A 20,441-nucleotide genomic window follows, 5' to 3' on the forward strand; every position below is an offset into this window, starting at 1 on the left:
GTAACAAGGGTACGGGCGATACGACCCGAAGGAGTCGTACCGCCCGAAAACCTCAGACCGAGCAGCCGTGCGTCAGACGCGGCGGCGCTTGGGCGGACGGCAGCCGTTGTGCGGAGTCGGCGTGACGTCCTGGATCGAGCCGACCTCGAGGCCGGTGGCCTGCAGGGAGCGGATCGCGGTCTCACGACCGGAGCCCGGGCCCTTGACGAAGACGTCGACCTTGCGCATGCCGTGCTCCTGGGCGCGGCGGGCGGCCGACTCGGCGGCCATCTGCGCGGCGAACGGCGTGGACTTCCGGGAGCCCTTGAAGCCGACGTGGCCGGCGGAGGCCCAGGAGATCACGTTGCCGGACGGGTCCGTGATCGAGACGATCGTGTTGTTGAACGTGCTCTTGATGTGCGCGTGGCCGTGAGCGACGTTCTTCTTTTCCTTGCGGCGCACCTTCTTGGCAGCGCCCTGACGACCCTTGGGGGGCATCTATAACTCCTACGGGAGGTGGTCGGTCCTACAGCGAAGACCGTGGACAGGCGTCCGCTGTGGACTACTTCTTGCCCGGCTTCTTCTTGCCGGCGATGGCGCGACGCGGACCCTTGCGGGTACGAGCGTTGGTGCTGGTGCGCTGACCGCGGACGGGCAGACCACGACGGTGACGGAGACCCTGGTAGGTGCCGATCTCGACCTTGCGGCGGATGTCGGCCTGGATCTCGCGACGGAGGTCACCCTCGGTCTTGATGTTGTTGTCGACGTACTCGCGGATCGCGACCAGCTGCTCCTCGGAGAGGTCCCGAACACGGGTGTTCGGGTCCACGCCGGTGGCGGCCAGCGTCTGCTGGGAGAGGGTCCGGCCGATGCCGAACACGTAGGTGAGGGCGATCTCCACGCGCTTTTCGCGCGGGATGTCAACACCGGAAACGCGTGCCATTCAATGGCTCCAGTTACTTGTCGGAGGTCTTCCGCAGAACCGACTCCCAGCCGCCGTACCAGGTACGAACTGAGTCCCCAGCCTCCGAACCGGGGGTGTCAGGCGAACGCTCGTTCCCCTGGGTCCTGCGTATGAACATATTCAGCTTGCGTCGCGCGAATCTCTGCGATGGCAGAGGGATCGGTCGTGCGTCAGCCCTGGCGCTGCTTGTGGCGCGGGTTGTCGCAGATGACCATGACCCGGCCGTGACGGCGGATCACCCTGCACTTGTCGCAGATCTTCTTGACGCTCGGCTTGACCTTCATTGGGTGAGGTTCTCCGGGTCAGTGCCACCACCCCGCCGGAGGCAGGATGCGGGCAAGATCTACTTGTAGCGGTAGACGATCCGGCCACGGGTCAGGTCGTACGGAGACAGCTCCACCACGACCCGGTCGTCAGGGAGGATGCGGATGTAGTGCATGCGCATCTTGCCGCTGATGTGTGCCAGGACCTGGTGGCCGTTCTGGAGCTCGACCTTGAACATGGCGTTCGGAAGAGACTCGACGACAGTGCCCTCGATCTCGATGGCACCTTGCTTCTTGGCCACGCTTCGCCCTTCGAATCGACTACCTTGATCGACTCTGTGCGGGCGCATGCAGGCATGCGGGTACACAAGAGCCGACGAGTCAGTCTACGTCAGGGCTCCCGGAAACACGAATCGAGAGAGTCTGCCCCAGCGGACAGATCTTTAAGCGCCCCTTCAGGGGCGCGGGGCTGTGTCGACATGCGGCTCAGCCGCGTGGGCGCGAACAACCACAACCAACCCGCAGCCGCCGGACGACTCGACCGTCCACTCGGAGAGCGCGGCGCTCAGCCCAGGGGATCCGGCGCGGCCACGATCCCCAGCTCGGCGAGCTTCGCCTTCCCCCCGTCGGGAGACGTCAGCACGAGCGGCCCCTCCTCCGTCAGAGCGACGGAGTGCTCCCAGTGGGACGACCAGGTGCCGTCCGTCGTGATGACGGTCCAGTCGTCCGACAGGACCTCCGTCTTCGGCGTCCCCAGCGACACCATCGGCTCGATCGCGAGGCAGAAGCCGGGCACCAGCTTCGGCCCCTTGCCCCGCCGCCGGTCGACGTAGTTCAGCAGGTGCGGGTCCATGTGCATCTCGGTGCCGATGCCGTGGCCGCCGTAGTCCTCGATGATCCCGTACTTGCCGCCGCCGGGCTTGGGCTGGCGGCGGATGTACGTCTCGATGGCCCGGGAGACGTCGACCAGGCGGTTGCCCTGCTTCATGGCGGCGATGCCGGCCCACATCGACTCCTCGGTCACCCGGGAGAGCTCGACGAGTTCCGGAGCGTGTCCCGAGCCCACGAAGGCCGTGAAGGCGGCGTCGCCGTGCCAGCCGTCGATGATCGCGCCGCAGTCGATGGAGATGACGTCCCCGTCCTTGAGGACGACGTCGTCGGACGGGATGCCGTGGACGACGACCTCGTTCACCGACGTGCAGATCGTCGCCGGGAAGCCGCCGTAGCCGAGGAAGTTCGGCTTGGCGTTGTGCTCGGCGAGCACCTTGCGGGCGACCTGGTCGAGATCCTTCGTCGTGGCTCCGGGGACGGCGGCCTCACGGGTCGCCGCGTGAATGGCGGCGACGACCAGCCCCGCCTCACGCATCTTGGCGATCTGCTCGGGGCTTTTGATCTGCACCATGGGAGCTACGGCCTTTCTGGACCTTCGGCGACAACGAACGCCTTCAACGATACGGGGCCGCGCGACCGGCCCCACCCACACAGCAGCCGCGGCTCCCCGAGGGGAACCGCGGCCGTAGCTGCGCACGGACGACTACTTGTCGCCCTCGCCACGCTTCAGCGCCTCCATGGCGCGGGTCGTGACGTCCTCCACCTTGCCGAGCGCCGAGATCGTGACCACCAGGCCCTGGGCCTTGTAGTAGTCGATGATCGGCTCGGTCTGGGTGTGGTAGACCTCCAGGCGCGTCCGGACCGTCTCCTCGGAGTCGTCGTTGCGCTGGTACAGCTCACCGCCGCAGACGTCGCAGACGCCCTCCTTGGCCGGCTGCTTGTACGTCACGTGGAAGACGTGCGAGGAGTCGTTACGGCAGATGCGGCGGCCGGCGATGCGCTTGACCACCTCGTCCTCGGGGACCTCCAGGTCCAGCACCGCGTCGAGCTGCATGCTCTCGGTCTCGAGGAGCTCGTCGAGCGCCTCGGCCTGCGACACGTTGCGGGGGAAGCCGTCCAGCAGGAAACCGTTCTCGGCGTCCGGCTGCTCCATGCGGTCCTTCGCCATCGCGATGGTGACCTCGTCGGGCACGAGGTTGCCCGCGTCCATGTAGGACTTCGCCAGTTTGCCGAGTTCCGTCTGCCGGCTGATGTTGGCCCGGAACAGGTCGCCCGTGGAGATGTGCGGGATCGACAGGTTCATGGCCAGGAACGCGGCCTGCGTTCCCTTACCGGCGCCCGGCGGCCCGACGAGGACGATACGCATCAGCGGAGGAACCCTTCGTAATTGCGCTGCTGGAGCTGGCTCTCGATCTGCTTCACGGTCTCGAGACCGACACCCACGATGATCAGGATGCTGGTCCCGCCGAACGGGAAGTTCTGGTTTGCCCCGAAACCTGCCAACGCCATCGTCGGCACGAGAGCGATCAGTCCCAAGTACAGCGAACCCGGCCAGGTGATCCGGTTGAGTACGTAGCTCAGGTACTCAGCGGTCGGTCGGCCAGCCCGGATGCCCGGGATGAAGCCACCATACTTCTTCATGTTGTCGGCGACTTCCTCGGGGTTGAAGGAGATCGCCACGTAGAAGAACGCGAAGAAAACGATCAGCAGGAAGTACGTAATGATGTAGTACGGGTGGTCGCCCTTGACGAAGTGTTGCTCGATCCAGGTCTTCCAGCCCGAGGTACCTCCCGCGAACTGAGCGATCAGCGCCGGGATGTAGAGCAGCGACGAGGCGAAGATGACGGGGATCACACCCGCCTGGTTCACCTTGAGCGGGATGTAGGTGGACGTACCGCCGTAGGAACGGCGGCCGATCATGCGCTTGGCGTACTGAACCGGGATGCGGCGCTGGGCCTGCTCGACGAAGACCACCAGGCCGACCATGGCGAAGCCGACCAGGATGACCGTGCCGAACTCGATCCAGCCGCCGGCCAGGGAGCCCTCCTGCTTGATGGCCCACAGCGCGGACGGGAAGGTGGCGGCGATCGAGATGAACATCAGGATCGACATGCCGTTGCCGATGCCGCGGTCGGTGATGAGCTCACCGAGCCACATCACGGCGGCCGTACCGGCGGTCATGGTGATGACCATGGTGATGGTGACGAAGATCGACTGGTCGGGGACGATCTGGCTGGCCACCGGGCAGCCCGTGAAGAGAGCGCCGCTGCGGGCGGTGGCGACGAGGCCGGTGCCCTGAAGGATGGCGAGGGCGATCGTCAGGTAACGGGTGTACTGCGTGATCTTCGCCGTACCGGCCTGGCCCTCCTTCTTCAGGGCTTCCAGACGCGGAATCACCACGGTCAGCAGCTGCAGAATGATGCTCGCCGTGATGTACGGCATGATGCCCAGCGCGAAGATCGTGATCTGCAGCAGCGCGCCGCCGCTGAACATGTTGACCAGGCCGAAGATGCCCTGGTTGGCCTGGGCGTTGTCGATACAGGTCTGGACGTTCCGGTAGTCGACGCCTGGGATGGGTACGTGCGTACCGACCCGGTAGACCACGATGATGCCGAGCGTGAAGAGCAGCTTCTTGCGCAGGTCGGGCGTCTTGAACGCCCGGGCGAACGCGGTGAGCACGGTGCCTCCTGCGACCCCCGCGCAACTGCGTCAAGGGTGACGGTCTTGAGGTTCGACGAATAGGTAACGGTCAACTGCCGCTGTGAGTGCCCGAAGTGCAGCACCCAGTGAAAAGTGGGCAGTGCAGGCCACCTTACCGGCGAGACTGCCGCCCTAGGAACGACCGACCGGGGATACCCCATTTGTGGGGTATCCCCGGTCGGGATCGCTCAGGTCATCGAGACGCCTGTGGTGTTCAGACGAGCTCGGTGACAGAACCGCCGGCGGCGGTGATCTTCTCCTTGGCGGAGCCGGAGACGGCGTCGACCGTCACCTGCAGCGCCACGGAGATCTCGCCCTGGCCGAGGACCTTGACGAGGCTGTTCTTGCGAACGGCCCCCTTGGCCACCAGACCCTCGACGGTGACCTCGCCACCCTCGGGGTAGAGCGCGGCCAGCTTGTCGAGGTTCACGACCTGGAACTCGGTCTTGAACGGGTTCTTGAAGCCCTTCAGCTTCGGGAGACGCATGTGGAGGGGCATCTGGCCACCCTCGAAGCGCTCCGGAACCTGGTAACGGGCCTTCGTGCCCTTGGTACCACGACCGGCCGTCTTACCCTTCGACGCCTCACCACGACCGACACGGGTCTTGGCGGTCTTGGCGCCCGGGGCGGGACGGAGGTTGTGGATCTTGAGCGGGTTCTGCTCCGCCATGATCAGTCGACCTCCTCGACCGTCACGAGGTGGCGGACGGTGTGCACCATGCCGCGGAACTCGGGGCGGTCCTCCTTGACGACCTGCGTGTTGATGCCCTTGAGACCAAGGGAACGCAGGGTGTCACGGTGGTTCTGCTTGCTGCCGATGTAGGACTTGACCTGCGTAATCTTGAGCTGCGCCATGATTACGCACCCGCCCCGGCACGCGCACGGAGAAGAGCCGCGGGGGCGACGTCCTCGAGGGGCAGACCACGGCGGGCCGCGATCTCCTCGGGACGCTGCAGACCCTTCAGGGCCTCCACGGTCGCGTGCACGATGTTGATCGCGTTGTCGGAGCCGAGCGACTTCGACAGCACGTCGTGGATACCGGCGCACTCGAGCACGGCGCGCACCGGACCACCGGCGATAACACCGGTACCGGGCGACGCGGGCTTCAGGAGCACGACGCCGGCAGCCTTCTCACCCTGGATGGGGTGCGGGATGGTGCCCTGGATGCGGGGGACCTTGAAGAAGTGCTTCTTGGCCTCCTCAACACCCTTGGCGATGGCGGCCGGCACCTCCTTGGCCTTGCCGTATCCGACACCCACGGTGCCGTCACCGTCGCCCACCACGACCAGCGCGGTGAAGCTGAAGCGACGACCACCCTTCACAACCTTGGCGACGCGGTTGATCGCGACAACGCGCTCAACGTACGCGGTCTTCTCGGCGGCAGCAGCGCCGCCGTCACGGCCCTTCCGGTCCCGCCGCTCGCCGCCACCGGCACCGCCACCGCGGCGCTGGGGTCCAGCCATTGGAATTACCTCTCTCTGTTTCCGCTAGCTACGCGCCAACGAATTTGTCGCTGACGCGACGGGCGACTCAGAACTTGAGTCCGGCCTCGCGGGCGGCGTCCGCCAGGGCGGCGATGCGCCCCGCGTACTGGTTACCACCACGGTCGAACACGACGGCCTCGACACCGGCGGCCTTGGCGCGCTCGGCGACCAGGGCGCCGACCTGCTTGGCCTGCGCGGACTTGTCGCCCTCGCCACCGCGGATCGAGGTGTCCAGGGTGGACGCCGACGCCAGGGTGTGACCCTTGATGTCGTCGATCACCTGGGCCACGATGTGGCGGTTCGAGCGGGTAACGACCAGACGCGGACGCTCCGCCGTACCGTTGATGTGCTTACGGATCCGGATGTGGCGGCGCTTGATCGCGGCGCGCTTGTAGGCGTCGCCCTTAAGGATCTTCTGTCCGTATGCCATGGCTTACTTACCCGCCTTTCCGACCTTGCGGCGGATGACTTCGCCCTCGTACTTGACGCCCTTGGCCTTGTACGGGTCGGGCTTGCGCAGCTTGCGGATGTTGGCCGCAACCTCGCCGACCTTCTGCTTGTCGATGCCCTCGACCGAGAAACGGGTCGGGGACTCCACCTTGAAGGTGATGCCCGCGGGGGCCTCGACCAGGATCGGGTGGCTGTAGCCCAGGGAGAACTCCAGGTTGGAGCCCTTGGCCACGACACGGTAACCGACACCGCTGATTTCGAGCTTCTTGACGTATCCCTGGGTCACACCGGTGATCATGTTCGCCACCAGCGTGCGGGACAGGCCGTGCAGGGCCTTGCTCTGCCGCTCGTCGTTCGGCCGCAGCACCTGAAGGGTGCCGTCCTCGGCCTTCGCGATGTCGATCGGCGCGATGACGGTGTGGGTCAGTTCGCCCTTGGGGCCCTTGACCGCGACCGTACGGCCGTCGATGGTGACGTCCACGCCGGCGGGAACCGGGATGGGGAGCTTGCCGATACGCGACATTGCTGTCTCTCCTCCGTTCCCGAATTACCAGACGTAGGCGAGGACTTCCCCACCCACGCCCTTCTTCTGCGCCTGCTTGTCGGTCAGGAGCCCGTGCGACGTGGAGATGATGGCCACGCCCAGGCCGCCCAGAACCTTCGGCAGGTTGGTGGACTTCGCGTACACCCGGAGACCGGGCTTGGAGATCCGCTTGATGCCCGCGATGGAGCGCTCACGGTTGGGGCCGAACTTCAGCTCCAGGACGAGGTTCTTGCCGACCTCGGCGTCCTCGACCTTCCAGCCCGTGATGAAGCCCTCCTGCTGGAGGATCTCCGCGATGTGCGACTTGATCTTGGACGCCGGCATCGTCACGGAGTCGTGGTACGCCGAGTTCGCGTTCCGCAGACGCGTCAGCATGTCTGCGATCGGATCAGTCATGGTCATGAATTGGCCTTCGGCCTCTCTCGCCGGGGTTTCCTGGTGCGCCATCCCTCTCCCCGATCCGAGACGGGACGGGTGCGGCGCGGTGGACCTACGGCGTAGTAAGCATTCAATGAGCGGACAGGTGTCCGCGGCGTAAGGGCGGCGGCAGACGCCCAACCCCACAAGCCTAAGCCATGCGGGCCGGGCGTCCTGCCACCCCTACGTGCTTACCGAGAGCCCTGCGAATCCCTATAAGGGGGATTACCAGGAGCTCTTGGTCACGCCCGGCAGCTCGCCACGGTGAGCCATCTCACGAAGGCACACGCGGCAGAGGCCGAACTTGCGGTACACGGAGTGCGGGCGGCCGCAGCGCTGGCAGCGGGTGTAGCCACGCACACCGAACTTGGGCTTGCGAGCAGCCTTAGCGATCAGAGCCTTCTTCGCCATCTCGCTCACGCCTCCTTGAAGGGGAAGCCGAGGTGACGAAGGAGCGCGCGGCCCTCAGCGTCGTTGGTCGCCGTGGTCACCACGGTGATGTCCATACCCCGGGTGCGGTCGATCTTGTCCTGGTCGATCTCGTGGAACATGACCTGCTCCGTGAGACCGAAGGTGTAGTTGCCACGGCCGTCGAACTGCTTGGGGGACAGGCCGCGGAAGTCGCGGATGCGCGGCAGCGCGAGCGACAGGGTGCGGTCCAGGAACTCCCACATGCGGTCGCCACGAAGCGTGACGTGGGCACCGATCGGCTGGCCCTCACGCAGCTTGAACTGCGCGATGGACTTGCGAGCCTTGGTGACGGCCGGCTTCTGACCGGTGATCGTGGTGAGGTCGCGGATGGCGCCCTCGATCAGCTTGGAGTCGCGGGCGGCGTCGCCCACACCCATGTTGACCACGATCTTGACGAGACCGGGGATCTGCATGACGTTCTCGTACTTGAACTCGTCACGCAGCTTGCCCGTGATCTCCTCACGGTACTTCTGCTTCAGACGCGGAGTGGTGGTGGTAGCCATCAGATGTCCTCACCCGTCCGCTTGGCAACGCGGATCTTGTTGCCTTCGTCGTCGAAGCGGTAACCGACGCGGGTCACGACCTTGTTGCCGTCCTTCTCCACGACCAGCTGGACGTTGGAGACGTGGATGGGGGCCTCGGTGGTGACGATGCCGCCGGCCTGCGAACCGCGAGCCGTCGGACCGGCCTTGGTGTGCTTCTTGACCCGGTTGACACCCTCGACCAGGACACGGTCCTCGCGGGGGAAGGCCGCGATGACCTTGCCCTGCTTGCCCTTGTCCTTACCCGTGATGACCTGAACCAGGTCGCCCTTCTTGATCTTCATGCTCACAGCACCTCCGGCGCGAGGGAGATGATCTTCATGAACTTCTTCTCGCGCAGCTCCCGGCCCACCGGGCCGAAGATACGGGTGCCACGAGGGTCGCCGTCGTTCTTGAGAATGACGGCGGCGTTCTCGTCGAAGCGGATGTACGAGCCGTCCGGACGGCGGCGCTCCTTGACGGTGCGAACGATGACCGCCTTGATGACGTCACCCTTCTTCACGTTGCCGCCGGGGATCGCGTCCTTGACGGTGGCGACGATGACGTCACCGATACCCGCGTAGCGGCGACCGGAGCCACCGAGCACACGGATGCAAAGGATCTCCTTCGCACCAGTGTTGTCGGCGACACGCAGTCGCGACTCCTGCTGGATCACGTCTATCTCCTGATTGTCTGCCGGTTCCCGGGGAGAAGCGTGAAGGAATCACGCTTCTCCCCGAGCCTGGCGGAACGATGCCTAGGGAGTCCCCCTAGGAGGGATTACTTGGCCTTCTCGAGGATCTCGACGACGCGCCAGCGCTTCGTCGCGGACAGCGGCCGGGTCTCCATGAGGAGGACGCGGTCGCCGACACCCGCGGCGTTCTGCTCGTCGTGGGCCTTGAGCTTGCTCGTACGGCGGATGACCTTGCCGTACAGCGCGTGCTTGACGCGGTCCTCGACGGCGACGACGACGGTCTTGTCCATCTTGTCGCTGACGACCAGGCCCTCGCGGGTCTTGCGGAAACCGCGGTCCGTCTTGGTCTCTTCAGTCACGTTGCTCTCGCTCATCAGGCGCTCTCCACCGTCTCGATGCCCAGCTCGCGCTCACGCATCAGGGTGTAGATCCGCGCGATGTCCTTGCGGACGGCCTTGAGCCGACCGTGGTTCTCGAGCTGACCCGTCGCCGCCTGGAAGCGGAGGTTGAACAGCTCTTCCTTGGCCTCGCGAAGCTTCGCGAGAAGCTCCTCGTTGCCCAGCTCGCGCAGCTCAGACGCCTTGGTACCGGCCGACATCACGCTTCACCTGCCTCGCGCTTGACGATCTTGCACTTCATCGGCAGCTTGTGAGCCGCACGGGTCAGAGCCTCGCGCGCGATCTTCTCGTTGGGGTACGACAGCTCGAACATCACACGTCCGGGCTTGACGTTGGCGATCCACCACTCAGGAGAACCCTTACCGGAACCCATGCGGGTCTCAGCGGGCTTCTTGGTGAGGGGGCGGTCCGGGTAGATGTTGATCCAGACCTTGCCGCCACGCTTGATGTGGCGGGTCATCGCGATACGAGCCGCCTCGATCTGGCGGTTCGTCACGTAGGCCGGGGTCAGCGCCTGGATGCCGTACTCGCCGAACGCAACCTGCGTGCCACCCTTGGACATGCCGTTGCGCTTGGGGTGGTGCTGCTTGCGGTGCTTGACCCTACGGGGGATCAGCATGACGGTCAGGCCTCCGTTCCGGTGCTCTCAGCCGGAGCGGCGGCGGGAGCCTCGGCCTTGGGGGCCTCGGCGCCGGCAGCCTGCTGCGGCTTACGACCGCGCCCGCCACGCTCGCCACCGCGGCCACCACGGGCCGGGCGGTCGGCGCCACCGCGGGCCGGGCGGTTACCCGCACGGGCAGCGGCGTTCTCGGCGCGGACCTCGGCGATGTTCTTGACGTCGCCCTTGTAGATCCAGACCTTCACGCCGATGCGGCCGAAGGTCGTCTTGGCCTCGAAGAAGCCGTAGTCCACGTTCGCGCGGAGCGTGTGCAGGGGCACACGGCCCTCGCGGTAGAACTCCGAGCGGGACATCTCGGCGCCACCGAGGCGGCCACCGCACTGGATCTTGATGCCCTTGGCGCCGGCCTTCATCGCCGACTGCATGCTCTTACGCATGGCGCGGCGGAAGGAGACGCGGGAGGAGAGCTGCTCGGCGACGGCCTGGGCAACCAGCTGAGCGTCGGTCTCGGGGTTCTTGACCTCGAGGATGTTCAGCTGGACCTGCTTGCCCGTGAGCTTCTCGAGGTCACCGCGGATGCGGTCGGCCTCGGCCCCACGGCGGCCGATGACGATGCCCGGACGAGCGGTGTGGATGTCCACCCGCACGCGGTCACGGGTGCGCTCGATCTCGACCTTGGAGATGCCGGCGCGCTCCATGCCGGACGTCATCATCCGACGGATGGCGACGTCTTCCTTGACGTAGTCCTTGTACAGCTTGTCGGCGTACCAACGCGACTTGAAGTCGGTCGTGACACCGAGCCGGAACCCGTGCGGGTTTACCTTCTGGCCCATTACCGGGTTCCTTCCTTGCTGCTGACGACCACGGTGATGTGGCTGGTCCGCTTGCGGATCCGGTAGGCACGGCCCTGGGCGCGCGGACGGAACCGCTTCAGGGTCGGGCCCTCGTCGACGTAGGCCTCGGAGACGAAGAGGCTGTCGACATCGGTGTGGTCGTAGTTGTGCGCGGCGTTGGCGATGGCGCTGTCAAGCACCTTGCCGACCGGCTGGCTCGCGGCCTGCGGGGCGAAACGCAGGACCGCCTGAGCCTCCGTGGCGCTCATGCCACGGATGAGGTCCACCACGCGGCGGGCCTTCATGGGCGTGACGCGGATGTACCGCGCCTGGGCCCTGGCTTCCATGGTTGTCCTTCCAGTGTCTGTCATGGTCATTCCACCCCGCGCTTAGCGGCGCTTCGACTTCCGGTCGTCCTTGACGTGACCCCGGAAGGTGCGCGTCGGCGAGAACTCGCCGAGCTTGTGGCCGACCATCGACTCGGTGACGAACACCGGAATGTGGGTCTTGCCGTTGTGCACCGCGAGCGTGTGGCCGAGCATGGCCGGCACGATCATGGAGCGACGGGACCAGGTCTTGATGACGTTCTTGGTGCCGGCTTCGTTCTGGGCGTCCACCTTCTTGATCAGGTGGTCGTCGACGAAGGGCCCCTTCTTCAAGCTACGAGGCATCTCAACCCGTCCTTAGCGCTTCTTGTTCGTCTTGCGGCGGCGGACGATGTACTTGTTCGACGCCTTCTTGGGCGAACGAGTACGGCCTTCCTTCTTGCCCCAGGGGGACACCGGGTGGCGACCACCCGAGGTACGGCCTTCGCCACCACCGTGCGGGTGGTCCACCGGGTTCATGACCACACCACGCACGGTCGGGCGAACGCCCAGCCAGCGCTTACGGCCCGCCTTACCCCAGTTGATGTTGCTCTGCTCGGCGTTGCCCACCTCGCCGACCGTGGCGCGGCAGCGCTGGTCGACCAGACGGATCTCACCGGACGGCATGCGAAGGTGGGCCATCGAGCCCTCCTTCGCGAGCAGCTGCACCGAGGCGCCGGCGGAGCGGGCGAACTTCGCACCGCCGCCCGGACGCAGCTCGATGGCGTGCAGCGTGGTACCGACCGGGATGTTGCGCAGGGCAAGGTTGTTGCCCGGCTTGATGTCGGCCCCGGGACCGTTCTCGACGCGGTCGCCCTGGCTCAGGCCACGCGGCGCGAGGATGTAGCGCTTCTCGCCGTCCGCGTAGTGCAGGAGCGCGATGCGCGCGGTGCGGTTGGGGTCGTACTCGATGTGCGCGACCTTCGCCGGCACGCCGTCCTTGTCGTGACGACGGAAGTCGATCACGCGGTAGGCGCGCTTGTGGCCACCGCCCTGGTGGCGGACGGTCACACGACCGGAGTTGTTACGGCCACCCTTGCTGTGCAGGGGGCGGACCAACGACTTCTCCGGCGTGGACCGCGTGACCTCGACGAAGTCGGCAACGCTGGAGCCACGACGGCCCGGCGTAGTCGGCTTGTACTTGCGGATTCCCATTTCTCAGTCCTCGTCCGATATCGGACGATCCGGACCGCCCTTAGGCGGTCGGACCGCCGAAGATGTCGATACGGTCGCCCTCAGCGAGGGTCACGATCGCGCGCTTGGTGGACGCGCGCTGGCCGAAGCCGGTGCGGGTCCGCTTGCGCTTGCCCTGGCGGTTGATCGTGTTGACCCCGGTGACCTTGACCGAGAAGACCGACTGCACGGCCTGCTTGATCTGGGTCTTGTTGGCGCTCGGGTCCACGATGAACGTGTACTTGCCCTCGTCGAGGAGCGCGTAGCTCTTCTCGGAGACGACCGGCTTGAGCAGCACGTCACGGGGGTCCGTGAAGGACTTGCTCAGCGGGGTCTCGACGGTGTTCTTGCCCTCGGCGGCGTGGCGGCGCGCCTTGGCGACGCGCGCGGCCTTGGCCTTCTTCGCCGCCTTGGAGGCGATAGCGGGGTGACGGATAGCCATCAGACCTCGCTCCCTTCGGTGTCATTGGCCTTCGGGCCGGACACGAAGGACTCGAAGGCGGCCTGGGTGAAGACCACGTCGTCCGAGACGAGAACGTCGTACGTGTTCAGCTGGCCCGGCTCCAGGATGTGGATCTGGGGCAGGTTGCGGGCGGACAGCCACGCGGCCTCGTCGGCGCGGTCGACGACCAGGAGCAGGTTCTTGCGCTCCGAGATCTTGCCGAACAGCGTCTTGGCGGCCTTCGTGGAGGGGGTCTCGCCCTCGACCACGCCGGAGACGACGTGGATGCGGTTGTGGCGGGCCCGGTCGGTGAGGGCGTGGCGCAGGGCCGCGGCCTTCATCTTCTTCGGGGTCCGCTGCGAGTAGTCACGCGGCACGGGACCGTGCACGACGCCACCACCGGCGAACTGCGGCGCGCGGGTCGAACCCTGACGGGCGCGACCGGTGCCCTTCTGGCGGTACGGCTTCTTGCCACCGCCGCGGACCTCGCCACGGGTCTTGGTCTTGTGCGTGCCCTGACGGGCAGCGGCCAGCTGCGCGACGACGACCTGGTGGATCAGCGGGATGCTGACCTTCTCGACGTCGAAGATCTCCGCGGGGAGCTCGACGGAACCGGCCTTGTCGCCCGCCGGCGAAAGGATGTCAACAGTGCTCATTACCTCAGGCCCCCTTGGCCGCGGTGCGGACCAGGACGAGGCCGCCGTTCGGACCGGGAACCGCGCCCTTGATGAGCAGCAGACCCTTCTCCGCGTCAACGGCGTGGACGGTCAGGTTCTGGGTGGTGACCCGCTCGTTGCCCATGCGACCCGCCATGCGGAGGCCCTTGAACACACGGCCCGGGGTGGCGCAGCCACCGATGGAACCGGGGGAGCGGTGCTTGCGCTGGGTGCCGTGTCCGGCGCCGAGGCCCTTGAAGTTGTGACGCTTCATGACACCGGCGAAGCCCTTGCCCTTGCTCTTGCCGGTCACGTCGACCTTGATGCCGGCCTCGAACACCTCAGCGGTGATCTCCTGGCCGAGGGTGTACTCGCTGGCGTCAGCGGTACGGATCTCGACGAGGTGGCGGCGGGGAGTGACGTCGGCCTTGGCGAAGTGGCCCTTGAGGGGCTTGTTCACCTTGCGCGGGTCGATCTCGCCGAACGCGATCTGGACGGACTCGTAGCCGTCGACATCGTTCGTGCGGACCTGGGTGACGACGTTGGGGCCGGCCTTGACGACGGTGACCGGAACAACACGGTTGTTCGCGTCCCACACCTGCGTCATGCCGAGCTTCTCGCCCAGGATGCCCTTGATCTGCTTAGCCATCGTTCAGATCACCGGCCTCAGAGCTTGATCTCGATGTCGACACCGGCCGGGAGGTCGAGTCGCATCAGAGAGTCAACGGTCTTGGGGGTCGGGTCGAGGATGTCGATCAGGCGCTTGTGCGTGCGCATCTCGAAGTGCTCGCGCGAGTCCTTGTACTTGTGCGGCGACTTGATGACGCAGTACACGTTCTTCTCAGTGGGCAGCGGCACCGGGCCCGCGACCGACGCACCAGTGCGGGTCACCGTCTCGACGATCTTCTTCGCCGAGGAGTCGATGACCTCGTGGTCGTAGGCCTTGAGCCGGATGCGGATCTTCTGTCCCGCCATGGCTACTCAGTAGTCCTGTCTCTCAACGCTCTGGAACCCGGTGGATTCCTGTTGCTGCCTTCTGCTCCTCCGACCCACGCGGTCGGGCGTGTCGCACTCTCGCTGACACAGATGTCCCTTGTCCGAACATCCCTGCGGGATTGCGCACGGCCCTGCCGGAACCGCGAGCCGGGGGCTGAAGGCCCACCGGGTGCCTGGCCGGTGCCGCACTGACACTTCCCGAAAGATTCCCGTACGTCCGCCCCAGCGCTGCCGTGGTGGCAGTTAGGGCGACGAGTACTGTGGGACTCGCTTCCGGTCCTCCCGGCGGGAGGCGCGCAGCATCAACACTCGACCGAGCAACTCGGACAGTCTGCCATATGGGACGGGGGCTACGCCAATCGAGCCGGAGAGAATACCCCGGGGGTGACGTAGGTCAAACCGTGCAGTGGACGAGTCCGAGCTACTTGCGTCGCCGCAGCGCTCGCCAGGCGTCGCCGCCGGCGTCCGCGGCCCGCAACCACCAGCCCTGCACCTTGTCCCGCACGGTCGCCAACACCCACCGCCACTTCAGCCACGACGGCAGCCTACGGAACGGCACGTACGTCAGGACGTCCCTGATGGCATGCTCGGCTCCGCCGCCCGCCCCCTCGACGCGCAGGACTGCATACAACTGCGGGGTCAGCCGTTCGTGAAGCCGGGCCGCGTGGCCCGCTGCTGTGAAGGCGTATCCGCGCTGCTCCTGGTCCGGTAGCTGCATGGCCCTGACGATCCGCGGCGCCGCCTCCTCCAGCGAACACTGGTACGCCAGTCCGATGACCCCCGTACCGAGGTGCGCTGCGCCACGCTCGAATGCGCTGTCCCACTCACCGGGGTCATCCAGTCCCAGGAGCCCTTCGCCGCTTTCCCAGTCCCACTCAGGTGCCACAGCCGATTCCTCTCCCTCTCACCCGTCGCATGGAGGCGGCGGCAGTACCCGCTGCTTCTTGACGTTGTCGATCATGCCTGCCTTCTTCAGCTTGGTCAGATCGCCCTGCGTGACGCTCCTCGACGGGTACGAGGACTGCACGTGACCGTGGTAGATCTCCTTGACGATATTGCCGTTCTTGTCGGTTATCGCTCGGTGCCGGTCAAGGACAACGATCTCGTTGTTCGCATGATCCACGCCGAGGCGGCGAGTGACATTCGGATTGTTCGGATCCATGTCGATGGACCGGTCCAGCGCCGCCTGACCGTTGGACGGCGCGCGGCTGACCTCGCCCTTGGCTGACGAGCTGCTTCCCGAACCATGCTTGCTGTACTCCGAGTCGTCGTAGACGCGGGCGGGCTCGGTGCTGTCGCCTTCCAGACCCAGCGGGTCGCTCCGGACCAGGGGGTTGTCGACGTACGCGTGGTGGTTCGGGGCCGGGATCAGACCGAGCGGGTCGGGGCTCAGATAGCTCGCGGTGTCCGGGTCGTAGTAGCGGGCCAGGTTGTAGTGCAGGCCGGTTTCCGCGTCGCGGTACTGGCCGGGGAAGGCCAACGGGCACAAACCGCCGTCATCGCCGGCGAGGGGCCTCCCCCACAGGCTGGTGGCCGCCCGCCAGGCGATGGTCCCGTCCACGCCGACGAGCTCGCTGGGGGTGCCGACCAGGTCGGTGACGATCGCGTAGAACTGCCTGTCGATCGCGTCCGGGGCGTCGGTGTGCCAGCGGCTCCGCACCTGGGCGGCCGCCCTGTGAGTGCCCGGCTCCCATTCCCAGGTCTCGGTCTCCACCATGCTGTCGCGGAGGGTCTGCTGTTCGGCGAGATTGGCGCAGTCCCAGGTGAAAAGGACTTCATCTGCTGCCGAACCGTCCTCGGCCACACGCCACTTGGCCGTCCGTCGACCGAGTACGTCGTAACGGTAATGCCACACACCGTGTTCGGGTGTCACGGCTTCCGTGAGCCGGTCGTCCGCGTCCCAGACGTACCTCCAGATCTGTCGCAGGCCGGACAGGGTGCGGCGGATCACGCGGACCACGCGTCCCTGGTCGTCGTGCTCGTACGTGGCGCGGCCCGCCACGGTGACCCGCGTACCGGAGTTCTTCACCGGTCCCTGCACGTCCTCTGTCCCGGGGGCGGGGTGGGCGGCTGCGGTGAGGTTGCCGAGCTCGTCATAGGCATAGGTCTCGGTCCAGGTTTCCGCGGACACCCGGGTGACGCGCCCCGCACGGTCGAGGCCGAACCTGCGAGTGGCGCCTAGCCGGTCGGTGACCGAGGCGACGTGACCGTCTCCGCGATACGTATAGGACCTGACCTGGCGCACAGTCGCACCACCGGCGTCCTCTCCGGTCTCACCCCCGGACCGGATGACCTGTTCGACGAGGCGGTGCCCGGCGTCCCAGCTCTGCGTCAGCACTGCGGCACCGGCGAGGCCGCGGGTGATCTCCCGGCCGGCCGCGTCGTGTGCGAAGGTCAGCTCACCACCCGCGGTGAGAAGCGACGTCGGCAGGCCCGCTGCGTCGTAGGCCCAGTGCGATGTGACGCCGCTCGGGGTGGTCCGTCGCACCCGTCGGCCAAGGAGGTCGTAGGCACTGGTGACGGTCCGGCCGTCGACGGTCTCTGTGAGGATCCTGCCCACCGCGTCGTAGCCATAGGTGACCCTGCTGCCGGGATTCGCCGCCTCGGTCAATCGACCCGCCACGTCGTAGCGCAAGGTCGTCACGGCACCGTCGTCGGTACAGGACTCCACCACTCGACCGGCGACGTCACGGGTCAGGCGGACCCGCTGGCCCGTGCCGTTCGTCCGCTCGATCTGGCGGCCGGTGGGGTCGTGGACGTAAGCCAGCGTACGACCGTTGAAGTCCGTCTCGCCGATAAGACGGCCGGCTCCGTCGTACCGGTAACTCCACTCGTCACCAAGCGGGTTGATGACGCCGACGAGCCGTAGTTCGGCGTCATGGACGAAGCGGTAGCGCGCGCCGTCCGGGTCGGTCCGGGAACTGGGCCGGCCGAATGCGCCGTATTCGAACGTAGTGGTGAACCCTCCCGCGCCGCAGTGGGCCGTGAGGTTGCCCTCCGCGTCGTACGACCACGTCTCCCAGGTGCCGTCGGCGCGCTCCCGCCACAGGAGCCGTCCCTCCGCGTCCCATCCCTGGCGGACGGTCCCGCCGACCGGGTCGTCCGTCTGCACGACCCGTCCGAAGGCGTCCCGGCGCACGGTGACCACACTGCCCCGCGGGTCCATGACGCGGACGGGCAGGCCGCACCCGTCGGTCGTGAAGCGGAACGTGTTGCCAAGGGCATCGGTCTGCCCGATCCGATGGCCGCGGGCATCGTACGCGTACGCATTCACCGCTCCCAGCGGATCGGTGCTGGTGAGGAGGTTGCCCCGGTCGTCGTAAGTGCACTCCCAGCGCGCCCCGTCGGCTTCCGTGATGGCGGTGGGCAGAACCTCGTCGCTGTACTCCACACGGACGCTGGTGCCGTCCGGCCGGTCCAACTGCACGGGCTGGCCGTGCTCGCCCAGGGTGAAACGGGTCGTGCGGCCCAGTTCGTCGGTCCGGGACAGCAGTCGTCCGTACCGGTCCCATGCGGAGTACGTGGTGTGACCGAGGGGGTCGGTCTCGGCGACGACTTGGCCCAGCTCGTTGTACACATAGGTCGTCGTGTTGCCGAGCGCGTCGGTGTACCGCGTCTCACGCTCCTCGCTGTCGTAGGCGATGGTGCAGGAGAGACTGCCGTCGGCTCCCTCACCGTGGACGCAGCGGTCCAGAGCGTCATAGGTGAAGCGGTACCGGTAGCCGTTGCGGTCGGTCCACGACGTGATGCGGGCACGCTCGTCGTAGGTGAGCTTCCGCGGCAGCCCGCCGGCGTCGCGGATCTCGGTCAGGTTGCCTTGAGGGTCGTAACCGAAACTCCTCAGGAGCGTGCCTGCAGGTCCGTCCTCCGGGTTGCGCAGACGAAGCCGGAGGACACGGCCGTCCGCGGCGTCGACGTGCAGGTGCCGTCCGCCGGAGTCACGCACCGCGACTGGCGTGCCATCGGGGGCTCGGTCGATGTCGACGCGGGCGCCGTTCTCGTCGGTGAGCGCGACCAGAAACAGGGTGAAGGCTTCGTCCGCCGCTGCCGGTTTCGTCGCGGGCCCGAAATGGCGGGTGACGCCGGTGGTGGGGTCGTTGATGCGCAGGGGAGCACCAGGCGCGCCGTCCCAGTCCAGCGGCCGGCGCGGGCCCTCCAACGGCATGGCCGAGGCGCCCGGTCTCGGCACCGGGTAGAACAGGAGCATGCCGTCCTCGGTGGCGTAGGCCGCACCCTCGTCGTCCAGTTCGAGACGTTCGTCCAGAGTGGAGGCCCACGACGGCCCGAAGAAGCGGCCCCACTGGTACGTGGACAGGTGAGTACGACGCAGTGCCATCGGAGGCAGGCCGGGCAGTTCGACATCGGTCTCCTCCATGAGCATCTCGCCCGAGACCATGTCGATCGGATCGCCGTTCTTGCAGCGCCCCTTGGCCGGTTTGGCTTTCGCCGCCGCGTCATCGGCCTCTCGCCGCAACCCCTTCCCGAGACCCTTTGCCATGGCCTTCAGGCCACCTTTACCGAAAACCTTGAGGCCCTTGGCCAGTCCACCGAGAGTGGTGAGCCCCTTCATGCCCGGTATGCAGTCCAAGGCCGCGAAACCGACGTCCCACAGGGACGCCTGCCCTTTCGAATATTTGTAGAGCGTGTCGGCGAGGACGACGGCAGCGGCGATCACCACGATCGCGGCGAGGATCGGCCCACCGATGATCATCGCTACGATCCCGACCACGGTGACCACGACCTTGCAGACCGCGACGATGGTGTCCCAGTTGTCGACGAACCAGTCGCCGATGTCCTCCCACCACGACCGGTTCTGAATACCCGCGTCGGAAGCCTCGTCGATCTTCGACTTCGCCTCACGGGCCGCCTCGTCACGCATCTTGCGCGCGTCCTCGGCCATCTTCTTCGCGGCGGCCAGGGCGTCCTGCGCGTCGGAGACGTCTGACTGCGCCTTGGTCTGGGCGGACTTGGCGTGCTGCACATCACGCGTGGCGGCGCGAACCTTCGCCTCGTCCGGCTTGTCACCGTCCGACTTGCTGCCCGTCGGGTCGTCCTTGTACTTGTCCGCCTCCTTGCCGGCCCGCGTCACCCACGAGTCCGCCGACGCCAGACGCGACTGCGCCGAGGAGAGACTGTCCTGCGCCTCACGGCCCTTGCGCAGGGCCTTGTCCGCCAGGGACTGCGCCCGCTCCAGCTTCGGCCAGAAGTCCGCCAGCGCGTCCCCGCACATCTCGTAGGACTTCTTCAGCTTCTTGAGGTTCTTCGGCACATCCGCGAAGTCCTCCTTGAAGACATCCGCGGACTTGCCCGCCCACTCAAGGAGCGTGCCCTCCCCCGCCATGCCCTTGACCAGGCGCAGCGCGTCGGACACGTCGTCGGCGAAGTCGTGCAGGGTCTTCGCGAGTGTGCGCACCCGCTGCGGATCACCCGGCGTCGGGTCCTTGTCCAAGTCCAGGACATGCCAGTCCGAAGGCCTGTGCCCCGCCATACCGCAACCCCCGTCACGCGCACATCAACAGCAACATCCGTATGCACACGTGAACTTACAAGGCACAGTTATTCGATTGGAAGTTCGGCAGGGAAGGTCAGCCGGGTTGATCTCGTCCGTCCGGGCTCGTCGTCCGTTCTTGGCGGTATGCGA

Annotated in this window: 30 protein-coding genes; all 30 read right to left on the minus strand. The window is 66.5% G+C overall.

What is annotated here, in order from left to right; all coding sequences use genetic code 11:
• Positions 1 to 72 precede the first annotated feature (72 nt).
• The 30 genes from rpsK to OO68_RS15655 all read right to left on the minus strand — a co-directional run bounded on the left by rpsK (position 73) and on the right by OO68_RS15655 (position 20,288).
• Positions 73 to 477 carry a 30S ribosomal protein S11 gene (gene rpsK / locus OO68_RS15510; RefSeq protein ID WP_003956432.1) on the minus strand — a complete coding sequence of 135 codons (405 nt, stop codon included), beginning with the start codon at positions 475 to 477 and terminating at the stop codon, positions 73 to 75.
• A gap of 64 nt (positions 478 to 541) precedes the next feature.
• Positions 542 to 922, minus strand: a complete 381-nt coding sequence (gene rpsM, locus OO68_RS15515) for a 30S ribosomal protein S13 (RefSeq protein ID WP_004984507.1) — start codon at positions 920 to 922, stop codon at positions 542 to 544.
• Positions 923 to 1,113: 191 nt separating this feature from the next.
• Positions 1,114 to 1,227 carry a 50S ribosomal protein L36 gene (gene rpmJ, locus OO68_RS15520; protein WP_003974245.1) on the minus strand — a complete coding sequence of 38 codons (114 nt, stop codon included), beginning with the start codon at positions 1,225 to 1,227 and terminating at the stop codon, positions 1,114 to 1,116.
• 59 nt (positions 1,228 to 1,286) lie between these two features.
• On the minus strand, positions 1,287 to 1,508 hold the full coding sequence (gene infA, locus OO68_RS15525; RefSeq protein ID WP_003948620.1) for a translation initiation factor IF-1: 222 nt from the start codon (positions 1,506 to 1,508) through the stop codon (positions 1,287 to 1,289).
• Between the two features lie 263 nt (positions 1,509 to 1,771).
• A complete protein-coding gene (gene map / locus OO68_RS15530) occupies positions 1,772 to 2,608 on the minus strand; it encodes a type I methionyl aminopeptidase (protein ID WP_033308961.1) in 837 nt (278 codons plus the stop codon).
• A 132-nt stretch (positions 2,609 to 2,740) separates the two neighbouring features.
• A complete protein-coding gene (locus OO68_RS15535; RefSeq protein WP_033308962.1) occupies positions 2,741 to 3,403 on the minus strand; it encodes an adenylate kinase in 663 nt (220 codons plus the stop codon).
• A complete protein-coding gene (secY, locus tag OO68_RS15540) occupies positions 3,403 to 4,716 on the minus strand; it encodes a preprotein translocase subunit SecY (RefSeq protein ID WP_033308963.1) in 1,314 nt (437 codons plus the stop codon). Before secY ends, OO68_RS15535 begins: the two co-directional genes overlap by 1 nt.
• A 235-nt stretch (positions 4,717 to 4,951) precedes the next feature.
• Positions 4,952 to 5,407: a 50S ribosomal protein L15 gene (rplO, locus tag OO68_RS15545; protein ID WP_030839644.1), complete on the minus strand. Its 456-nt coding sequence runs from the start codon at positions 5,405 to 5,407 to the stop codon at positions 4,952 to 4,954.
• Between the two features lie 2 nt (positions 5,408 to 5,409).
• Positions 5,410 to 5,592 (minus strand): 50S ribosomal protein L30, encoded by a 183-nt coding sequence (gene rpmD / locus OO68_RS15550; protein WP_003974250.1) that lies wholly within the window; start codon positions 5,590 to 5,592, stop codon positions 5,410 to 5,412.
• 2 nt (positions 5,593 to 5,594) lie between these two features.
• On the minus strand, positions 5,595 to 6,200 hold the full coding sequence (gene rpsE, locus OO68_RS15555) for a 30S ribosomal protein S5 (protein ID WP_009190144.1): 606 nt from the start codon (positions 6,198 to 6,200) through the stop codon (positions 5,595 to 5,597).
• 67 nt (positions 6,201 to 6,267) lie between these two features.
• The gene (rplR, locus tag OO68_RS15560; RefSeq protein ID WP_007494754.1) at positions 6,268 to 6,651 is read right to left on the minus strand and encodes a 50S ribosomal protein L18; all 384 of its coding nucleotides are present in this window, start codon (positions 6,649 to 6,651) and stop codon (positions 6,268 to 6,270) included.
• 3 nt (positions 6,652 to 6,654) lie between these two features.
• Positions 6,655 to 7,194 carry a 50S ribosomal protein L6 gene (gene rplF / locus OO68_RS15565; RefSeq protein ID WP_033308964.1) on the minus strand — a complete coding sequence of 180 codons (540 nt, stop codon included), beginning with the start codon at positions 7,192 to 7,194 and terminating at the stop codon, positions 6,655 to 6,657.
• A 24-nt stretch (positions 7,195 to 7,218) separates the two neighbouring features.
• Positions 7,219 to 7,617, minus strand: coding sequence for a 30S ribosomal protein S8 (gene rpsH / locus OO68_RS15570; protein ID WP_030839654.1), 399 nt, complete (start codon positions 7,615 to 7,617; stop codon positions 7,219 to 7,221).
• 240 nt (positions 7,618 to 7,857) lie between these two features.
• Positions 7,858 to 8,043 (minus strand): type Z 30S ribosomal protein S14, encoded by a 186-nt coding sequence (locus OO68_RS15575; RefSeq protein ID WP_003948630.1) that lies wholly within the window; start codon positions 8,041 to 8,043, stop codon positions 7,858 to 7,860.
• A gap of 5 nt (positions 8,044 to 8,048) precedes the next feature.
• Positions 8,049 to 8,606 (minus strand): 50S ribosomal protein L5, encoded by a 558-nt coding sequence (gene rplE / locus OO68_RS15580; RefSeq protein ID WP_033308965.1) that lies wholly within the window; start codon positions 8,604 to 8,606, stop codon positions 8,049 to 8,051.
• Positions 8,606 to 8,929, minus strand: a complete 324-nt coding sequence (gene rplX / locus OO68_RS15585) for a 50S ribosomal protein L24 (protein ID WP_003992365.1) — start codon at positions 8,927 to 8,929, stop codon at positions 8,606 to 8,608. Before rplX ends, rplE begins: the two co-directional genes overlap by 1 nt.
• Before the next feature lie 2 nt (positions 8,930 to 8,931).
• A complete protein-coding gene (gene rplN / locus OO68_RS15590) occupies positions 8,932 to 9,300 on the minus strand; it encodes a 50S ribosomal protein L14 (protein ID WP_003992364.1) in 369 nt (122 codons plus the stop codon).
• A gap of 104 nt (positions 9,301 to 9,404) precedes the next feature.
• On the minus strand, positions 9,405 to 9,692 hold the full coding sequence (gene rpsQ, locus OO68_RS15595; RefSeq protein WP_030839660.1) for a 30S ribosomal protein S17: 288 nt from the start codon (positions 9,690 to 9,692) through the stop codon (positions 9,405 to 9,407).
• Complete coding sequence (gene rpmC / locus OO68_RS15600; protein WP_003974259.1) at positions 9,692 to 9,916, minus strand: 50S ribosomal protein L29; 225 nt, start codon at positions 9,914 to 9,916, stop codon at positions 9,692 to 9,694. The genes rpsQ and rpmC overlap by 1 nt, the downstream gene beginning before the upstream one ends.
• Positions 9,916 to 10,335 carry a 50S ribosomal protein L16 gene (gene rplP / locus OO68_RS15605; RefSeq protein ID WP_003992362.1) on the minus strand — a complete coding sequence of 140 codons (420 nt, stop codon included), beginning with the start codon at positions 10,333 to 10,335 and terminating at the stop codon, positions 9,916 to 9,918. The genes rpmC and rplP overlap by 1 nt, the downstream gene beginning before the upstream one ends.
• 5 nt (positions 10,336 to 10,340) lie before the next feature.
• Positions 10,341 to 11,168 (minus strand): 30S ribosomal protein S3, encoded by an 828-nt coding sequence (rpsC, locus tag OO68_RS15610; protein ID WP_030839666.1) that lies wholly within the window; start codon positions 11,166 to 11,168, stop codon positions 10,341 to 10,343.
• A complete protein-coding gene (rplV, locus tag OO68_RS15615) occupies positions 11,168 to 11,515 on the minus strand; it encodes a 50S ribosomal protein L22 (protein WP_033308966.1) in 348 nt (115 codons plus the stop codon). The genes rpsC and rplV overlap by 1 nt, the downstream gene beginning before the upstream one ends.
• Positions 11,516 to 11,557: 42 nt before the next feature.
• Complete coding sequence (rpsS, locus tag OO68_RS15620) at positions 11,558 to 11,839, minus strand: 30S ribosomal protein S19 (protein ID WP_003992359.1); 282 nt, start codon at positions 11,837 to 11,839, stop codon at positions 11,558 to 11,560.
• A 12-nt stretch (positions 11,840 to 11,851) separates the two neighbouring features.
• A complete protein-coding gene (gene rplB, locus OO68_RS15625; RefSeq protein ID WP_031141294.1) occupies positions 11,852 to 12,688 on the minus strand; it encodes a 50S ribosomal protein L2 in 837 nt (278 codons plus the stop codon).
• A 40-nt stretch (positions 12,689 to 12,728) separates the two neighbouring features.
• Positions 12,729 to 13,148: a 50S ribosomal protein L23 gene (gene rplW / locus OO68_RS15630; RefSeq protein ID WP_033308967.1), complete on the minus strand. Its 420-nt coding sequence runs from the start codon at positions 13,146 to 13,148 to the stop codon at positions 12,729 to 12,731.
• Entirely contained in the window at positions 13,148 to 13,804 is a 657-nt protein-coding gene (gene rplD, locus OO68_RS15635; RefSeq protein WP_033308968.1) for a 50S ribosomal protein L4, read from the minus strand. Before rplD ends, rplW begins: the two co-directional genes overlap by 1 nt.
• Before the next feature lie 4 nt (positions 13,805 to 13,808).
• On the minus strand, positions 13,809 to 14,453 hold the full coding sequence (gene rplC, locus OO68_RS15640) for a 50S ribosomal protein L3 (RefSeq protein WP_033308969.1): 645 nt from the start codon (positions 14,451 to 14,453) through the stop codon (positions 13,809 to 13,811).
• A 17-nt stretch (positions 14,454 to 14,470) separates the two neighbouring features.
• Entirely contained in the window at positions 14,471 to 14,779 is a 309-nt protein-coding gene (gene rpsJ, locus OO68_RS15645) for a 30S ribosomal protein S10 (RefSeq protein ID WP_003948644.1), read from the minus strand.
• 442 nt (positions 14,780 to 15,221) lie between these two features.
• Entirely contained in the window at positions 15,222 to 15,518 is a 297-nt protein-coding gene (locus tag OO68_RS47665) for a hypothetical protein (RefSeq protein ID WP_245236987.1), read from the minus strand.
• Between the two features lie 186 nt (positions 15,519 to 15,704).
• Positions 15,705 to 20,288, minus strand: a complete 4,584-nt coding sequence (locus OO68_RS15655) for a DUF6531 domain-containing protein (protein ID WP_078625319.1) — start codon at positions 20,286 to 20,288, stop codon at positions 15,705 to 15,707.
• Positions 20,289 to 20,441 lie beyond the last annotated feature (153 nt).

It is taken from the genome of Streptomyces iakyrus, from assembly GCF_000717055.1.
Taxonomy (GTDB): domain Bacteria; phylum Actinomycetota; class Actinomycetes; order Streptomycetales; family Streptomycetaceae; genus Streptomyces; species Streptomyces iakyrus.

Excerpts from the sequence above, each read along its gene's own strand:
- OO68_RS47665 (WP_245236987.1), bottom strand. The coding sequence starts at position 15,518 with ATGCAGCTACCGGACCAGGAGCAGCGCGGATACGCCTTCACAGCAGCG.
- OO68_RS15655 (WP_078625319.1), bottom strand. The coding sequence starts at position 20,288 with ATGGCGGGGCACAGGCCTTCGGACTGGCATGTCCTGGACTTGGACAAG.
- rpmD (WP_003974250.1), bottom strand. The coding sequence starts at position 5,592 with ATGGCGCAGCTCAAGATTACGCAGGTCAAGTCCTACATCGGCAGCAAG.
- map (WP_033308961.1), bottom strand. The coding sequence starts at position 2,608 with ATGGTGCAGATCAAAAGCCCCGAGCAGATCGCCAAGATGCGTGAGGCG.
- rpsS (WP_003992359.1), bottom strand. The coding sequence starts at position 11,839 with ATGCCTCGTAGCTTGAAGAAGGGGCCCTTCGTCGACGACCACCTGATC.
- rpsQ (WP_030839660.1), bottom strand. The coding sequence starts at position 9,692 with ATGAGCGAGAGCAACGTGACTGAAGAGACCAAGACGGACCGCGGTTTC.
- rpsK (WP_003956432.1), bottom strand. The coding sequence starts at position 477 with ATGCCCCCCAAGGGTCGTCAGGGCGCTGCCAAGAAGGTGCGCCGCAAG.
- rpmJ (WP_003974245.1), bottom strand. The coding sequence starts at position 1,227 with ATGAAGGTCAAGCCGAGCGTCAAGAAGATCTGCGACAAGTGCAGGGTG.
- rpsH (WP_030839654.1), bottom strand. The coding sequence starts at position 7,617 with ATGACCATGACTGATCCGATCGCAGACATGCTGACGCGTCTGCGGAAC.
- rplP (WP_003992362.1), bottom strand. The coding sequence starts at position 10,335 with ATGCTGATCCCCCGTAGGGTCAAGCACCGCAAGCAGCACCACCCCAAG.
- rpsJ (WP_003948644.1), bottom strand. The coding sequence starts at position 14,779 with ATGGCGGGACAGAAGATCCGCATCCGGCTCAAGGCCTACGACCACGAG.
- OO68_RS15535 (WP_033308962.1), bottom strand. The coding sequence starts at position 3,403 with ATGCGTATCGTCCTCGTCGGGCCGCCGGGCGCCGGTAAGGGAACGCAG.
- rplB (WP_031141294.1), bottom strand. The coding sequence starts at position 12,688 with ATGGGAATCCGCAAGTACAAGCCGACTACGCCGGGCCGTCGTGGCTCC.
- OO68_RS15575 (WP_003948630.1), bottom strand. The coding sequence starts at position 8,043 with ATGGCGAAGAAGGCTCTGATCGCTAAGGCTGCTCGCAAGCCCAAGTTC.
- rplD (WP_033308968.1), bottom strand. The coding sequence starts at position 13,804 with ATGAGCACTGTTGACATCCTTTCGCCGGCGGGCGACAAGGCCGGTTCC.
- rplC (WP_033308969.1), bottom strand. The coding sequence starts at position 14,453 with ATGGCTAAGCAGATCAAGGGCATCCTGGGCGAGAAGCTCGGCATGACG.
- rplE (WP_033308965.1), bottom strand. The coding sequence starts at position 8,606 with ATGGCTACCACCACCACTCCGCGTCTGAAGCAGAAGTACCGTGAGGAG.
- rplR (WP_007494754.1), bottom strand. The coding sequence starts at position 6,651 with ATGGCATACGGACAGAAGATCCTTAAGGGCGACGCCTACAAGCGCGCC.
- rplX (WP_003992365.1), bottom strand. The coding sequence starts at position 8,929 with ATGAAGATCAAGAAGGGCGACCTGGTTCAGGTCATCACGGGTAAGGAC.
- rplF (WP_033308964.1), bottom strand. The coding sequence starts at position 7,194 with ATGTCGCGTATCGGCAAGCTCCCCATCCCGGTTCCCGCCGGCGTGGAC.
- rplV (WP_033308966.1), bottom strand. The coding sequence starts at position 11,515 with ATGGAAGCCAGGGCCCAGGCGCGGTACATCCGCGTCACGCCCATGAAG.
- rpsE (WP_009190144.1), bottom strand. The coding sequence starts at position 6,200 with ATGGCTGGACCCCAGCGCCGCGGTGGCGGTGCCGGTGGCGGCGAGCGG.
- rpsC (WP_030839666.1), bottom strand. The coding sequence starts at position 11,168 with ATGGGCCAGAAGGTAAACCCGCACGGGTTCCGGCTCGGTGTCACGACC.
- rplW (WP_033308967.1), bottom strand. The coding sequence starts at position 13,148 with ATGGCTATCCGTCACCCCGCTATCGCCTCCAAGGCGGCGAAGAAGGCC.
- rpsM (WP_004984507.1), bottom strand. The coding sequence starts at position 922 with ATGGCACGCGTTTCCGGTGTTGACATCCCGCGCGAAAAGCGCGTGGAG.
- rpmC (WP_003974259.1), bottom strand. The coding sequence starts at position 9,916 with ATGTCGGCCGGTACCAAGGCGTCTGAGCTGCGCGAGCTGGGCAACGAG.
- rplO (WP_030839644.1), bottom strand. The coding sequence starts at position 5,407 with ATGGCGGAGCAGAACCCGCTCAAGATCCACAACCTCCGTCCCGCCCCG.